At 67.0% G+C, this 15,873-nt stretch carries 13 protein-coding genes; 7 read left to right on the plus strand and 6 right to left on the minus strand.

Translation table 11 applies throughout. From position 1 onward, the window contains the following. Positions 1-6: 6 nt before the first annotated feature. The 7 genes from guaB to tsaB all read left to right on the plus strand — a co-directional run bounded on the left by guaB (position 7) and on the right by tsaB (position 10,301). On the plus strand, positions 7-1,467 hold the full coding sequence (gene guaB, locus A0W70_RS09800; protein WP_067562000.1) for an IMP dehydrogenase: 1,461 nt from the start codon (positions 7-9) through the stop codon (positions 1,465-1,467). 413 nt (positions 1,468-1,880) lie between these two features. Further along, entirely contained in the window at positions 1,881-3,455 is a 1,575-nt protein-coding gene (gene guaA, locus A0W70_RS09805; protein ID WP_067562004.1) for a glutamine-hydrolyzing GMP synthase, read from the plus strand. Between the two features lie 219 nt (positions 3,456-3,674). Continuing rightward, positions 3,675-4,253 carry an Hsp20/alpha crystallin family protein gene (locus A0W70_RS09810; protein WP_067562008.1) on the plus strand — a complete coding sequence of 193 codons (579 nt, stop codon included), beginning with the start codon at positions 3,675-3,677 and terminating at the stop codon, positions 4,251-4,253. A 195-nt stretch (positions 4,254-4,448) separates the two neighbouring features. Next, positions 4,449-6,674 carry a penicillin-binding protein 1B gene (gene mrcB, locus A0W70_RS09815; protein WP_175443100.1) on the plus strand — a complete coding sequence of 742 codons (2,226 nt, stop codon included), beginning with the start codon at positions 4,449-4,451 and terminating at the stop codon, positions 6,672-6,674. Further along, positions 6,671-7,693, plus strand: coding sequence for an SPOR domain-containing protein (locus A0W70_RS09820; protein ID WP_067562016.1), 1,023 nt, complete (start codon positions 6,671-6,673; stop codon positions 7,691-7,693). Before mrcB ends, A0W70_RS09820 begins: the two co-directional genes overlap by 4 nt. Next, positions 7,690-9,621: a DNA repair helicase YoaA gene (gene yoaA / locus A0W70_RS09825; RefSeq protein ID WP_067562020.1), complete on the plus strand. Its 1,932-nt coding sequence runs from the start codon at positions 7,690-7,692 to the stop codon at positions 9,619-9,621. Before A0W70_RS09820 ends, yoaA begins: the two co-directional genes overlap by 4 nt. Next, positions 9,618-10,301, plus strand: a complete 684-nt coding sequence (tsaB, locus tag A0W70_RS09830) for a tRNA (adenosine(37)-N6)-threonylcarbamoyltransferase complex dimerization subunit type 1 TsaB (protein WP_067562026.1) — start codon at positions 9,618-9,620, stop codon at positions 10,299-10,301. Before yoaA ends, tsaB begins: the two co-directional genes overlap by 4 nt. A gap of 55 nt (positions 10,302-10,356) precedes the next feature. Here tsaB and A0W70_RS09835 read toward each other — a convergent pair whose 3' ends face one another. From A0W70_RS09835 to A0W70_RS09860, 6 genes are all read right to left on the minus strand, one after another. Beyond that, entirely contained in the window at positions 10,357-11,178 is an 822-nt protein-coding gene (locus A0W70_RS09835; RefSeq protein ID WP_067562031.1) for a FecR family protein, read from the minus strand. A gap of 277 nt (positions 11,179-11,455) precedes the next feature. Further along, complete coding sequence (gene gloB, locus A0W70_RS09840) at positions 11,456-12,229, minus strand: hydroxyacylglutathione hydrolase (RefSeq protein WP_067562034.1); 774 nt, start codon at positions 12,227-12,229, stop codon at positions 11,456-11,458. A 321-nt stretch (positions 12,230-12,550) separates the two neighbouring features. Further along, positions 12,551-13,441, minus strand: coding sequence for an eIF2B alpha/beta/delta subunit family protein (locus A0W70_RS09845; protein WP_067562038.1), 891 nt, complete (start codon positions 13,439-13,441; stop codon positions 12,551-12,553). A 21-nt stretch (positions 13,442-13,462) separates the two neighbouring features. Beyond that, positions 13,463-13,669, minus strand: coding sequence for a DUF6494 family protein (locus A0W70_RS09850; RefSeq protein WP_067562042.1), 207 nt, complete (start codon positions 13,667-13,669; stop codon positions 13,463-13,465). A gap of 92 nt (positions 13,670-13,761) precedes the next feature. Next, the gene (locus A0W70_RS09855) at positions 13,762-15,039 is read right to left on the minus strand and encodes an O-acetylhomoserine aminocarboxypropyltransferase/cysteine synthase family protein (RefSeq protein WP_067562047.1); all 1,278 of its coding nucleotides are present in this window, start codon (positions 15,037-15,039) and stop codon (positions 13,762-13,764) included. Positions 15,040-15,108: 69 nt separating this feature from the next. Beyond that, positions 15,109-15,633, minus strand: a complete 525-nt coding sequence (locus tag A0W70_RS09860; RefSeq protein ID WP_067562050.1) for an acyl-CoA thioesterase — start codon at positions 15,631-15,633, stop codon at positions 15,109-15,111. Positions 15,634-15,873 lie beyond the last annotated feature (240 nt).

The raw sequence follows: 15,873 nt of genomic DNA on the forward strand, positions 1-15,873 counted from the left end.
CCGCCCATGCGGATTATCGAGGAAGCCCTCACCTTCGACGACGTTCTGCTCCTGCCGGCGCATTCGAACGTCCTGCCCAGAGAAGCCAAGCTACGCACCTGGTTGACCCGCGATCTCGCCCTGAACATCCCGATGCTCTCGGCCGCGATGGATACCGTGACCGAAGGGCGGCTGGCGATCGCGCTCGCCCAGGAAGGCGGCATTGGCATCGTTCACAAGAACATGACCGTCGAGCGCCAGGCCGCCGAGGTCCGCCAGGTCAAGAAATTCGAATCCGGCGTGGTCCAGGACCCCATGACCATCAGCCCGGACACCAGTATCCACGAGGCGATGGAGTTGACCCATAAGCACGGGTTCTCCGGTCTGCCGGTAGTCGACGGCAAGGATCTCGTGGGCATCGTGACGCGGCGCGACCTGCGCTTCGAGACCCGCCTGGACGAGCCCGTCTCTTCGATCATGACGCCGAAGGAAAAGCTGGTGACCGTGCGCGAGGGCGCGGGCAAGGAGGAGGCGATCGAACTCCTGCACCAGTTCCGGATCGAGAAGGTGCTGGTGGTCAACGACCGCTTCGAAATGCGCGGCATGATCACGCTCAAGGACATCCAGAAGTCGACCGACAACCCGAACGCCGCGAAGGACAGCGCCGAGCGGCTGCTGGTCGGCGCCGCGGTCAGTACGTCGCCCGGCACCGAGGAGCGGGTGGACGCACTGGTCGAGGCGGGCGTGGATGCGATCGTCGTGGACACGGCCCATGGGCACTCGGAGGGTGTGCTGCGCACCGTCCGCTGGATCAAAGACCACCACCCCGATGTCCAGGTGATCGGCGGCAATATAGCAACCGGCGCCGCGGCGAAGGATCTGGTCGCTGCCGGCGCAGATGCGGTGAAGGTCGGCATCGGCCCGGGTTCGATCTGCACCACCCGTGTCGTGGCCGGTGTCGGCGTGCCGCAGATCACGGCGATCACCAGCGTGGCGGCCGGTCTCGATGGCACCGGCGTGCCGCTGATCGCCGATGGTGGTATCCGCTTCTCCGGTGACATGGCGAAGGCGCTCGCGGCCGGTGCATGGTCGGTGATGATCGGCAGCATGTTCGCTGGTACGGAAGAGGCGCCGGGCGAAGTGGAGCTGTATCAGGGTCGTTCCTACAAGTCCTACCGCGGCATGGGCTCGATCGCCGCGATGCACCAGGGCTCCGCGGACCGCTACTTCCAGGATGATGAGGACAAAGCCGACAAGTTCGTCCCGGAGGGCATCGAGGGCCGCGTCCCCTACAAGGGCCCGCTCGGCGCGATCGTCCACCAGATGATCGGCGGCCTGCGCTCCAGCATGGGCTACGTCGGCGCCGGCGATCTCGAAACCATGCGCGAAAAAGCCCAGTTCGTCCGCGTCACCGCCGCCGGCGTCCGCGAAAGCCACGCCCACGACGTGTCCATCACCAAGGAAGCGCCAAACTACCGCGTGGACTGATCGGGCTTCCCGCGAAAGTCGGGAACCACGAATGAACACGAATGGACACGAATGTTTCCCGTGGCCGGCGGACGTTCGTGGAGCTGCGCTGATTTCGGGTTGTTGTTTTCCGTGAAAATCGGAACCACGGATGGACACAGATAAACACAGATAAGGCGAACGATCCCTCGCCGCGGATTCGGACCGACCGGAGAGTTGGCTTGCCGCAGTTCTGGCCCCGCATGGACCGACGATCTTTATCTATCTGTGTTCATCTGTGTCTATCTGTGGTTCCGGCAGCGGTGCGTGGTGTCAGCGCAGCTCCACCAAACTCGGATGCTGCCCCGGAGCCATTCGTGTTCATTCGTGTTCATTCGTGGTTCTTTTCACACATGAGCACCTGTACCACCCCCTGACCCGGAAGCCTTCGTCCCATGTCCGATATCCACGACCAGCGCATCCTGATTCTCGATTTCGGTTCGCAGTACACGCAACTGATCGCGCGGCGGATCCGGGAGCTCGGGGTGTATTCCGAGATCCATCCCTGGGACTGGGACGACGCCAAGCTGCGCGAATTCAATCCGCGCGGCGTGATCCTCTCGGGCGGTCCCGCGTCCGTGGTCGGGGATGAGCCGCCGCGGGTGCCCGATGCCGTATTCGATCTCGGCGTGCCGGTGCTGGGGATCTGTTACGGCATGCAGGCCATGGCGGCGCAGCTGGGCGGCAGCGTCGAGACCGGGCATGAGCGCGAGTTCGGTTATGCGCAGGTGCGCGTGCGGGGCCATTCGCGGCTGCTCAAGGACATCGAGGATCACGCCGGTCCGCGCGGCGAGGGATTGCTTGATGTCTGGATGAGCCACGGCGATCGGGTGGGGCGTCTGCCGGAGGGCTTCCGCACCATCGCCGAGACGGACAACGCGCCGCTGGCCGGGATGGCCGATGACGAGCGCGCGTTCTACGGTCTGCAGTTCCACCCGGAGGTCACCCATACGCCGCAGGGCGGGCGGGTCCTGGAGCGCTTCGTGCGCACCATCTGCGGCTGCGATGGGCTCTGGACCGCCGGCAATATCATCGATGACGCCATCGCGCGCATCCGGGAACAGGTCGGCGACGGCGAGGTCATCCTGGGTCTTTCTGGCGGGGTCGATTCCTCGGTGGTGGCGGCGTTGCTGCACCGCGCGATCGGGGATCAGCTCGCGTGCGTATTCGTCGATAACGGGCTCCTGCGTCTGGGCGAGGGCGACAAGGTCATGGCGACCTTCGCCGAACACTTCGGCATCCGCGTGTTCCGCATTGATGCCGAAGACCGATTCCTCGACCGGCTCGAGGGCGTCGATGACCCCGAGGAAAAACGCCGCATCATCGGCAACGAGTTCATCGCCATCTTCGACGAGGAGGCGAAGAAGTTCCGCAACGCGGCGTATCTCGCCCAGGGGACGATTTATCCGGACGTGGTCGAGTCGGCGGGTACCAATACCGGCAAGGCGCATGTGATCAAGTCGCATCACAACGTCGGCGGTCTGCCGGAGCACATGAACCTGAAGCTGGTCGAGCCGCTGCGGGAACTGTTCAAGGACGAGGTGCGGCGAATCGGGGTGGAACTGGGGCTGCCGGCGGATATGGTGTACCGCCACCCGTTCCCGGGTCCCGGGCTCGGGGTGCGGATCATGGGCGAGGTCCGCAAGGAATATGCGGATCTGCTGCGCCGGGCCGACGCGATTTTCATCGAGGAACTCGAGCGCCACGGTTTCTACGACCGCGTCTCGCAGGCGTTCGCGGTGTTCCTGCCGGTCAGATCCGTCGGGGTCGTCGGCGACGGGCGTGCGTACGAGTACGTGGTCGCTCTCCGGGCAGTGGAAACCGTCGATTTCATGACCGCGCACTGGGCGAACCTGCCGTATGAATTCCTGGATCACGTGTCGCGGCGGATCATCAACGAGATCGGCGGTATCTCTCGGGTCGTCTACGATATCTCCGGCAAACCCCCCGCGACGATCGAATGGGAGTGATCCCGTGACGTTCCGCGGTTACCCGGTGGGATCGGGGCCCATCGGTTGCCGGTCCCGCTGCTGATTCCCCTACTGAAACGCACGCACCGGCTCCGGCCTGGCACTCTCTTGAAAGGCCCATGGATTTCTCCCATATATCAATACGGGTTGCGGGCGAACGCCAGCGGCGTCCCGCGGCCCGCTGGTATCCGTGGACGATTCAAACGGGAGGTGATAACCATGGTGCGCAGCAACGAAAACGTAAGCCGTATGCCCGAACGGCAGACGGATCGCGAGGTCCCGGTTCGCGGGGGCGGCCTGTCCTCGCTCCGCAGCGAGATGAATCGCCTGTTCGATCGCTTCGGCGGGCGTGGAGTCGCACCGGCCGGCGGTCGGCGGACCGGGGATCTGGCCGCTTTCGACCCGTTCGGCCGCGATCCGTTCGAACTGCTGGAGAATGCATTGGCAGAGGGCGGACTCGAGTCCTTCGGTCGCGCGGATCTCAGTGAGACGGATGAGGCGTACGAACTGCAGGTCGATCTGCCGGGCATGAAGAAAGATGATGTCGCGGTGGATTACTCCGACGGGATCCTCACGATCTCCGGCGAACGCCGCGATGAACGTGAGGACGAGCGCAAGGGGTACTATCTCAGCGAGCGCAGTTACGGTGCCTATCGCCGCAGCTTCCGGGTACCGGAGAGTGTCGATCACGACTCGATCGCGGCCCGGTTCAGCGATGGCGTGTTGACCGTCAAACTGCCGAAGACCGAGGAGTCCCGCGAGACGTCGCGGCGGATCGATATCAAGGACGAGAACTGATCGAGTCCGCCCCGGAAGCGTTTTCGACCCGCCCGGGGTCCCGGGCGGGTTTTTTCGTGCCGCGTAGCCGAGCCAATCGGTGCGTGTCCCGGCCTCCTGTGGCAACATGCGCCCGCTGTGGCTGCCCGTAAACGTTCCCCTCGCCGTCGTTCCCCGACCCGCCGTCGTGGCTGGCTCGCGCGCCTGCGTCCGTGGTTGCTGTTGCTCGTCGGCGTGGGCCTCGCGTTCGGCGCGACTTCCTTCGTCCTGCTCGATATGCGGGTCCGGGCCCAGTTCGGCCAGACGCAGTGGCGGGTGCCCGCGCACGTCTACACGCGCCCGCTGGAAATCCACGATGGCCGCGACATCGGGCGCACGGCCGTCGTTCGGCATCTGGAGGCAGCGGGGTACCGGCGCACGGCGGATACGTCGCGCCCGGGCCGCTATCACGTCGACGGCAATACAGTCGAACTCCACACGCGTCCATTCGCCTGGCCGGACGGTCAGGAGCCGGCACGGCGTCTTACCGTCCGGTTTGAGGGTGAGGAAATCGCGCGCGTCGATACGGCAACCGGGCGTCCGGCCCTCGCACGCATCGAGCCCGAACGGATGGGCAGCGTCTATCCCGGGCGCCGCGAAGACCGGGTCCTCGTCCGCCTCGAGGATACGCCGCCGCTGTTGACGGAGACACTGATTGCAGTCGAGGACCAGGATTTTCACTCCCATGTCGGTGTCCAGCCGTCGGCCATTCTGCGTGCGGCGCTGGCGAATCTACGCGCGGGGCGTACCGTCCAGGGCGGCAGCACCCTGACCCAGCAGCTGGTGAAGAACTTCTTCCTGTCGAACGAGCAGACACTCGGACGGAAGTTCACCGAGGCGCTGATGGCGCTTTCACTGGAGTGGCACTACAGCAAGGATCAGATCCTCGGTGCTTATCTCAACGAGGTCTATCTGGGTCAGGATGGCAAGCGCGCGATTCACGGTTTCGGTCTCGGCGCCCGATTCTGGTTCAATCGCCCGCTCGGTGAGCTGGAGCTCCCGGAGATCGCGTTGCTGGTCGGTATGGTCAAAGGGCCGTCGTACTACGACCCGCGCGCGCATCCCGAGCGGGCCCGCCAACGCCGGAATACCGTGCTGCGCCTGCTGGCCCGTACCGATACCGTGGAACGCGAGCGGGTCGAGGCGGCCATGGACGCCCCCCTCGGCGTGGTCGATCGCGACGCCGTGCGCCTCCACACCTATCCCGCCTATCTGGATCTCGTCCGTCGCGAACTCGCCCGCAATTATGACGAGGAGGCACTGCGGGAGGCCGGGCTGCGCGTATTCACCCATCTGGATCCCGTCGTCCAGAAGGCGGCGGAACGGGCGTTGTCAGAGCGCCTCGATCGCCTCGATGAAGGCGGGGAGCAACTGCAGGGCGCGGTCGTGGTCGCTGAATATGACAATGGCGCCGTCCGCGCCATCGTCGGCGATCGGGCAGGCGATCGTTCCGGCTTTAACCGGGCGCTGTCCGCGCGTCGCTCGGTGGGGTCGTTGATCAAGCCGGCCGTGTACTACACCGCGCTGGAGCGGCCTGATGAGTACACCCTGATTACGCCCCTGCGCGACGAGCCGCTGCGGATCGAGCGCACCGGCAGCCCGGTGTGGGAGCCGGAAAACTACTCCGGCGAGTTCCATGGCGAGGTACCATTGATTGACGGACTCGTGCATTCCTACAACGCGGCGACGGCCCGGCTGGGTATGGATCTCGGCCTGCCGGCGGTCGGTCGAACCCTGGAGCGCCTGCGCATCCGCGCGGCGGGCTCGCTGATGCCGGCCGATCTGCTCGGCTCGACGTCGTTGTCCCCGCTGCAGGTGGCCCGGATGTATCAGACCTTCGCGGCCGGCGGTTTCGACACCCCGCTGTCCACGATCTCGGCGGTGCAGTCGGGTGACGGCGAAACGCTCAGCGAGGATTCGATCGACGTGCGCCAGGCGCTCGATCCGGCCCCGACGTACCTGGTCAATACCGCCATGGAGCGAGTCGCTCAGGAAGGGACCGCACGCGCGCTGCGGCATCTGTTGCCGGGACGGCGTGTGGCGGGCAAGACGGGCACCACCGATGAACTGCGCGATTCATGGTTCGCCGGTTTCGATGGGCGGCGTGTGGGCGTGGTCTGGGTCGGGCGCGACGACAATCGTCCGGCCGGCCTGACGGGCAGTGCTGGCGCGCTGCGTGTCTGGGCCGATATGATGGGGCAACTGTCCGTGGTGCAACGCCGCTCGACGCCACCGCCGGGCATCGTCGAAGTGCCGGTCGATCCCGCTTCCGGGTACAGCCTGCCGGAGGACTGCGACGAAGCGCTCCGCCTGCCGTTTATCGAAGGCTCGGTGCCTGAGCGGGCGCGCCGCTGTGAGCCCGGATCCCTGTGGGATACGGGGCGTTCGAGGGATGCCCGATGAAATCGCGCCTGTTGATTCCGTTGATCGTTCTCCTGCTGGCCGGCTGCGCCGGCACCGGCCCGTCGCGCGACGCTGATGAAGGGGCGCCGGCCGACGAGGGCCCGCTCGACACGGACAAGTCGGTACGCCATGAGGTGGACAACCGCGCCGTGGCGATGCTTTGGGATCAGGCGGAGGAGGCGCGCCGCGAGAACCGGACCGGCGATGCCATCGAGGCGCTCGAACGTGCGTTGCGGGTCGCCCCCGAGGATCCCGTCCTCTGGAGCCGCCTGGCCGAAATGCGTCTGCGCCAGGAAGATTTCGCCGTGGCCGAGAATCTGGCCGCCAAATCGAATGCCCTGGCCGGTGATCGGCGCCTGCTGCGCTACCGCAACTGGCTTCTGATCGCCGAGGCCCGCAAAAGGCGCGGGGATGAGGCGGGTGCGCGCGAAGCGCGGGAGAAAGCCGATGGGTTGCGTGGTGGGCAGGCCCGCGGCGGCGACGGACGCCCTGACGCCGACGATCCAGCCGTGGCGGCGCAGGACGAGGCCCGCGATCGGGCAGCGTCGTCCGCGGACACCGCGACCCTGCCGCCGGACGCGATCGCGGAACGCGTCGAACTGGCCGCATTCGAGGTCGACCGGGAGGCGGCCATCGGTGCGGACTTCGAACTGCCTCCCGGCTATGAACTGATCACACCGGATGGCGGGCGATCCGCGGCGGCCGCGTCCGAACGTGTGACGCCCGTGGAACCGGAGCGGCCACCGGCAGGCGAGTGGGCTGTTCAGACAGGCAGTTTCACGCGTGCTTCCACGGCGGACGCGGTGCGGGCGCGTCTGGACGCCGAAGGCTTCCCGGCATTTATCCGCACGGTGACGGTCGATGAACGGCGCTTCCACCGGGTGAGGGTCGGTCCCGCCGCCAGCCGCGCGGAGGCCGCACAGCTCGCCGCGCGCATCCGCGAGCGCCTCGATCACGAGGCCATCGTCGTCCGCGATCGCACGGCGGTGGCATCGGGGCGGGATGACGGCGCCCAATGACGTCGGCGGGTGAGGCGCTCGGCGCGGATGGCCCCATCGCGCGCTCGATCGACGGGTTTGCCCCGAGGCCCGGTCAGCAGGCCCTCGCCGATGCCTTCGAGCGCACGCTCATCGAGGGCGGGGCGCTGATCGGCGAGGCCGGGACCGGCGTGGGCAAGACCTTCGCCTATCTGGTGCCGGCGCTGACCCGCGGGGAGAAGATCATCGTCTCCACCGGCACGCGCCACCTGCAGGATCAACTCTTCCACAGTGACCTCCCGCGCGTGCGCCGCGCGCTCGGCACACCGGTACGGGCCGCGCTGCTCAAGGGCCGCTCGAACTACCTGTGTCTGCACCGGATGGAACTGGCGGATGGGGTTCCGCTCACCCGCAGGCCCGAGATGGCCGCACAACTGGAGCGCGTGCGCGCGGCCGCGCGCCGGACGCAGACGGGCGATATCGCGGAGATCACCGATGTCCCCGAGGACTCGCCGATCTGGCCGTATGTGACCTCGACCGCCGAGAATTGCCTCGGCCAGGAGTGCCCGCTCTACCGCGACTGCCACGTCCTGCAGGCGCGCAAGGCGGCGCAGGAGGCGGATGTGGTCGTGGTCAATCACCATCTGCTGTTTGCCGATATGGCGCTGAAGGAGAGCGGTTTCGGTGAAGTGCTGCCGAGTGCCGACGCGTTCATCCTGGACGAGGCGCACCAGCTACCCGATACGGCGACCAATTTCTTCGGCCAGCGCATCAGTGCACGCCACATCCAGGAACTCGCGCGCGATTCGATCGCCGAGCATCTGCGCGAGGCGGCCGATGCCGGCTGGATCCGGGACGCGGCCGAGGCGCTCGAGCAGGCCGCCCGCGACTTCCGACTCGCGCTCGGCAGCGAGGCGCGGCGGGCGAGCTGGTCCGAGGTGGCCGGGGATCCGGGCGTGACCGACGCACTGGCCGGACTGCGCGACGCCGTCGAGGCCCTGGAAGGCGAGCTGGCCGGTCAGGCCGAGCGGGGTCGTGGCCTCGAGCAATGTGCGCGGCGCGCACGTGAACTCTCGAAGCTGCTCAACGAATGGCTCGAGCCCGATGCCGATGCGGGCCTGGTCCAGTGGTTCGAGACCTGGCGGACCGGTTTCGCGCTGGCGCTGACGCCGCTCGATATCGCCGGGCGGTTCGCGCGTCTGATGAATCAGTGGCCGGCGGCGTGGCTGTTTACCTCGGCGACGCTGTCGGTTGACGGGCGTTTCGACCATTTCCGGCGCCGCCTGGGTCTGGATGAGGCCGAAGAGATCCTCGTGGACAGCCCCTTCGACTACGCGCGGAACGCGCTGCTGTATCTGCCCCGAGGGCTGCCGGAACCGTCGCATCCCGGCTACACGGAGGCGGTTCTGGAGGCCGCGCGTCCGGTACTGGCTGCCTCCGGCGGGCGCGCGTTCTTCCTGTTCACGAGTTATCGCGCACTGCATCAGGCGGCGGAGCGGCTGCGCGGCGAAGGGCGGCATACGATCCTGGTGCAGGGCGAGCAGCCGAAGCATGAACTGGTCGAACGCTTCCGGCGCGAGTCATCGGCCGTGCTGCTGGGCACGGCGAGTTTCTGGGAAGGCGTGGACGTGCCCGGTGAGGCCCTGTCCTGCGTCATCATCGATAAACTGCCGTTTGCGGCCCCGGGCGATCCGGTCGTACAGGCACGCCTCGATGCGCTGCGCGCCGCCGGCGGCAACCCGTTTGGCGAGTATCAGTTGCCGCAGGCCGCGATCGCCCTCAAACAGGGTGCCGGCCGGCTGATCCGCGGGGTCGATGACCGCGGCGTACTGATGCTCTGCGACCCGCGTCTGCACTCGCGCGGCTACGGCCGGGTATTCCTCAACAGCCTGCCGCCGATGGGGCGCACGCGCGATCTCGCGGATGTGGAACGGTTCTTCGATCCGGTGCCGGAGACCGGTGGCGCATGAGACTTCTTGCCATCGATACCGCGACCGAGGCCTGTTCGGTTGCCGTGCAGACCCCTGACGGCGTATTCGAGCGCTGGGTGGAGGCACCGCGCGAGCACGGTGATCGCGTGCTGGGCATGGTCGACGCCGTGCTCGAAGAGGCCGGTATCGTCGCCGCCGATCTTGATGTCATCGCATTCGGGCGGGGTCCCGGTGCCTTCACCGGCGTGCGTATCGCGACCGCACTCGTCCAGGGCATGGCCGCCGCACTGGATCGGCCGGTCGTCCCGGTCTCCACGCTGGCGGCCATCGCGCAGGGCGTCCATCGCCGCACCGGCCATCGCCGCGTCCTCGCCGCGCTGGATGCGCGCATGGGCGAGGTGTATTGGGGTGGCTGGGCGCTCGATGATGGGGGTGTCATGCGGGCGGCTGACGAAGAATGCGTCGCCAGCCCCGCGGCGGTACCGTTACCGTCAGGCGGGGGATGGGTCGGGGCCGGTACCGGATGGGCCCGTTACGAAGACAGCCTCACCGAGCGTGTCGGCGACGCACTCGAGGCCTGCCTGGGCCACGCCCTGCCGGCGGCGCGCGACCTGTTACCCGCTGCCACGGCGGCGTACACCGCGGGTGAGGCGGTGCCGGCAGAGCGGGCCCTTCCCGTGTATCTGCGCGACCGGGTGGCCGAACGACCCCGGCGCTGACGGGGCGCCGCGTAAGTGCCGCCTGATCGAAAACGGACATTCCGGTGTGCCCGGATCAGTACGGGCTCGCGCCGGGTGGACGCCTGAAGTTCGCGCCCGGGGCGGCGAACGGGGGGATCCGCCCCACCAGTTCCTCGATCAGGATAAGCTCCATGTCCGTGTGGTTGATCACGGGCGCATGTTCGATCCGGTGTCCCGTGGCGCCATCGCCCAGGATGTAACGGGGTGCATCGTGGTATTCGGACGTCACCGATTCCCGGCTGGCCGGATCGCCGACGGCGGCGAGCCGGGTTGCCCCGTAACAGGTGCAGACGTAGCTGCGGTCGGATTCGGACTCCACATAGATCCCCGTGCCCCGCACACCGATGGTTGCGGTCAGTGTCTGGATCCGAAGGGGCTCATCCGGTCCGCGCGCGCCGAACACGGACAGTAGACGGCCGGAGAGCAGCCGCAGGCCGCCGAGGATCGAGGCTCGCGCCGAGGCGATGCCGATGCCGGCGGGGAAGCCGTTACTCGCGACCGCGACCCCCAGCGCGGACAGTTCCAGCGTGCTGTTCCCCCGCAGGATGAATGCATCCTTGCCGACGACGAACACGAGTTCCGCATTGCTGCCGGTCTCGATCCTGGCGTTCGGGTCGATGCGGGTCCGGCGATCGGCGGGTTCGCCATTGACACGGACATCGCCGCGGACGCGATAGATCGAGCGCCCAGGTGCAAGGATCCGGTCTTCGTCCGCTGGCCGCGTCAGGGCGCGGGAGCAGGCGAGGGGACCGCCGAGCGCGAACACCCCCATGGTGAGCGCCTTGACCAGGAACGCACGGCGCGGGTCTTCGTAGTCGTCTTTCCCGTCGCGATTGCGGAATGTGAAGAAGTCCATTTCCGGGCCCTCTCGCCGGGGAATGCGAAAACTCTAGCAGGTTTCGCGGGGCGATTCCGTCGCGCTGAGATGGGCGAAGGGAGAGGGCCAAGGGCCAAGGGCTGAGGGCTGAGGGCTGAGGGCTGAGGTTGCCGTGTAGGCCGGTCTTTCCCGGTGCCCCTCGCATTCGTGACATGCACCGTCGCCCGCCGCCGGGGAGTGCCGGGATTGCGCGGTGACATGTCCCGGGCCGGTATCCATGGCCGCGGACCGCGCAAGGCCGGCCCGCGTCCAACGCTCAGAAGTCGTTTTTCCAGTCGCGGAGGACCCCGAATACCTCGGCCGGGGTTTCGAGTTCGCGGCCGGCGTGGGCCTCGGCGGCCTGGTGGACGGTCGGTTCCTGGCAGCGCATGAAGGGATTGGTACGCAGTTCGTCGCCGAGTTCGAAGGGGACCGTGGGCCGGCCCGCGTCGCGCAGGGCCCGGGCATCGTGCTGGCGCTGGACCAGGGCCGCGTTGTCCGGTTCCACGGCAAGAGCGAACTCCAGGTTCGCCAGCGTGTATTCATGCCCGCAGCAGCAGACGGTCTGGCGGGGCAGTTCGGACAGTCGTTCCAGCGACGCGTGCATCTGGTCGTTCGTGCCTTCGAAGACGCGCCCACAGCCCCCAGCGAACAGCGTATCGCCGGAGATCAGCAGGCCCCCGCCATGGAACACGACATGGCCCAGCGTGTGCCCCGGCGTCGCGATCACGTCGAGCTCGAGGTCGAGCCCCTCCAGTTCCACCCGGGCGCCGTCCTCGACCGCTTCCGTGACGCCGTCGACCGGTTCGCTGGCGGGGCCGTAGACGGGGATGTCGGGCCAGGCCGAACGGATCTCCTTCAGACCGCCGACATGGTCATGGTGGCGGTGGGTAATCAGGACCGCCACGGGGTCCAGGCCCTCCCTGCGGATCGCCTCGATCACGGGGCCGGCTTCGCCGGGATCGACGATCGCGCAGTTGCTGCCGTGGTCGGATCGGATCAGCCAGACGTAATTGTCCGACAGGGCGGGGATGGCGATCGGTTGCGGCATGGGGGCGGCTCCTGAGCGTGGCCCTGTGATTGTAGTGGCCGATGGCCCCTGTACCAATGCCGGCATGGGCGCGGCCAAGGGTCAACGGCCGTAATTGCGGCCACTGGACGTTTTGAACGTTTTTGCGGGTGATCTCCGGAAAAGACTTCGGTGTTCCGCCTAATAGAAACGAAAAAACAATAAGTTACACGTATAAGTTCAACAATAGTTGATGCGTGGAACGATACATTCGCTGCGCGGCTTTTGTCCGCTATTGAACCCGATCGGGCTCATGTAAAACGTTTATAAACAGGAAGATATGCAGAAAACGCAGAAATGGAGTTAATCTTGGTCGCTGTCGGCGCGGGCGGCGTAGCGGACGCCGGTTTCGTCGATCCATGCGTCGATCAGGCGGGCCGGCGTGATATCGAAATAGACGTTGAGTGGGGTGATGTAGCGGCCGCGCGGCGCGTCGAGTTCGCCCGGGTCGAGTGTCTCCAGCTCGAACGAGGCCGCGCCGTACGGGACCTGTTTGAAGCTCTCGCAGCAGACATAGAACGGGATCCCGCAGTCACGCGCGGCCAGGGCCAGCAGATAGGTGCCGGCCTTGTTCACGAGGGCGCCATCGCCCAGCAGGGTATCCGCGCCCACGAGGGCGACGTCGGCGATCCGGCTGAAGTGGCCGAGCTGGGCATCGGTGATGAAGCTGACAGGGACGCGCGCCTTATCCAGGTAGCGGGCCTGGTTGCGGCCCTCGAGCCCCGGGCGGGACTCGGTCACGATGGCGCTGACGTCGGCCGCGGCGAGCGCGCGGAAGGCCTCCAGCACGGTCGAACTGAGGGAGTGGGTGATGATGGTCGCGCCGGGGCCGATCAGACGCGCCGCCTCATGAGCGGCGGCCGCCACCGCGTGGATCGACCCGTCGGAAAGCTCCTGGGCGATCGTGGCGCCGTCACGACGCAGTTCCTCGGTCGTGGCGGGCTCCAGGCCGGCGACCCGATCCGCCCAGCGCTCGACCAGGTTGTGGATCGGGGCCATGTTGGGGCGGGCATACTGCAGTTCCTCGGCGAACTCGAGTAGCGATTCCTGCAGTTCATCAGGCTCGTCGGCCGAGCAGCTCCCGGAGAATTCCGCCAGGCTGTCGAGGGCCTTGCGCGCCAGCTGGCTGGCGCCATTGATGCGGTCATCCGCCAGTTCGCGGCGATGCAGAGAGCGGAATTCCGCGTCATCCATGATCACGCCCCTCGACGGCTGCTATTCGAGACGGATCTCGTCGTCGATCGTCACTTCCAGATCGAGTTCCGGGACCCGCAGGACAACCGAGGCCGGCAGGCTTTCGTTGCCCTGCAGGCGGCCGTCACCAACGCGCTCGTAGACCGCTTTTTCGAGCTCCCGCTGCGACGTGATGCCGACTTTCTTGAGGAAGCCGCGCATCTGCTTGTTGAAGAGTTCCTCGTCCATGCTGCACCTCCGCGGTGGACTGTACCGCACCCATGATAGTCGCAGGGACCGGCGGCGGTCACGAATCGTGCCGCCGCCGCTCCTGGTCGCGGTCAGGCGCGGGCCGCGGCAAGCGCCTGGTCGATATCGGCCAGGATGTCGTCGATATGCTCGATCCCGACCGAGAAGCGCACCATGTCCTGGCTGACGCCTGCCTTCTCGAGTTCATCCGGATCGAGCTGGCGATGCGTGGTGGTCGCCGGGTGACAGGCGATCGTCTTGGCGTCGCCGATGTTCACCAGCCGGGTGATCAGCTGCAGGGCATCGATGAACCTGGCACCGGCGTCACGGCCGCCCTCGATACCGAACGACAGGATCGAGGCGGCGCGCCCATCCATGTAGTGCTTCGCCAGCGGGTGGTCGGGGCTGTCCTCGAGGCCGGCGAACTTCACCCAGGTGACCTCGCCATGGGCGCGCAGGTGTTCCGCCACGGCCTGGGCGTTGTCGCAGTGGCGCTCCATGCGCAGCGCGAGCGTTTCGATCCCCTGCAGGATCTGGAAGGCATTGAACGGGGACAGGGCGGCGCCCGTGTTGCGCAGCGGGCCGACGCGGCAGCGGGTGATGTAGGCGGCGGGCCCCGCGGCGTCTGTGAAGACCACACCGTGGTACGAGGGATCGGGCTCGGTCAGCATCGGGTAACGCGCGGCGTGCTCGGTCCACGGGAAGTTGCCGGAATCGACTACGCAGCCGCCGACGGTGGTGCCATGCCCGCCCATGTATTTGGTCAGGGAATGGACGACGATATCGGCGCCATGCTCGATCGGCCGCCACAGGTAGGGCGTCGGCACCGTGTTGTCGACGATCAGCGGGATGCCGGCCGCGTGCGCGATCTCCGCGAGGCGCGCGATGTCGACCACGTTGCCGGAGGGGTTGCCCACGGTCTCGCAGAACAGCGCTTTGGTGCGCTCATCGATCAGGCCGGCGAGGCCGTCGAAATCGTCATGACCGGCGAAGCGGACATCGATGCCAATGGCCGGCATGCTGTGGGAGAACAGGTTGTACGTGCCGCCGTAGAGCTGGCTGGTGGTGACGATATTGTCGCCGGCGCGTGCGATCGTCTGGATCGCGTAGGTGATCGCGGCCATGCCGGAAGCCGTCGCCAGTCCGCCGATGCCGCCCTCGAGTTCGGCCACCCGCTGTTCCAGCACCGCATTGGTCGGATTCATGATGCGGGTGTAGATATTACCCTGCACCTTGAGGTCGAACAGATCGGCGCCGTGCTGGGTGTCGTCGAACGCGTAGGAAGTCGTCTGGTAGATCGGCACCGCCACGGCATGGGTGGTCGGATCGGGCGCGTAGCCCGCATGGATGGCACGGGTCTCGAATTTCACGGCGGGGTCCTCTTCTGATCGGTGGTAACGGATCGGCCATCGGGCCGACCCGCCGAGCGTAGCACGCCCTCAACGCATGCGGGGTGTGGCGCGGGCCGTGACTGGCGGGCACGGCCGGTCGTGCGTCCGGGGGGATTCGCGATGCCCCTCGCCCAGTGCCTGCAGCAAGCGGTCCGGGGCGATATTGCCATCGCGGCCGCGCAGGAGGCCGTGGATGCGGGCGCTGGCGCAGACGCGCTCATCGGTCTCGAAGCGTTGCTCCAGGTAGAGCCACTTTTCGTCCCAGCCGGCGAGCCGGGTATGGAGGCGGAAACGCTGGAACGGCATCAGGGGCTTGAAGTATTCGATCTCGAGACCCCGGACGAGGGGCATCCAGCGCTGCCGCGTGGCGACACCCAGCAGGCCGGTCCGCGCCATGAGTGCATAGCGGCCGAGATCCATCACCGACAGGTAGCGGCCATTGTTCATGTGGCGCTGGATGTCGAGGTCCGTCGGCCAGACGCGGAGGTCCAGCACCACCTCTTCAAGCAGATCGACCCGCGATTGGCGCTTGAGGGTCAGATGGAGCAGGAGCAGTCGCAGCCAGAGATTCATACGCGTACCGGTGGTGCCGTCGAGGGACAGCGAATCCTGCCACGCCGATCGCGCTGCAGCCAGCCGCGGCCGGATCAGAGTTCGAAGCCTTCCTCGTCCGGTTCATCACTCAGTGGTTCGCGCAACGGCGCGCGCTCGTCGAGCAGTTCGTCGATGTATTCGTCCATCAGCGTTCCCGTAACCGCAGTTGCTGCAACGGATCCGGGAGTGAGTGTGCCCGCGCCGCGTGACAGGCGGATG

Source organism: Halofilum ochraceum (assembly GCF_001614315.2).
GTDB lineage: Bacteria > Pseudomonadota > Gammaproteobacteria > XJ16 > Halofilaceae > Halofilum > Halofilum ochraceum.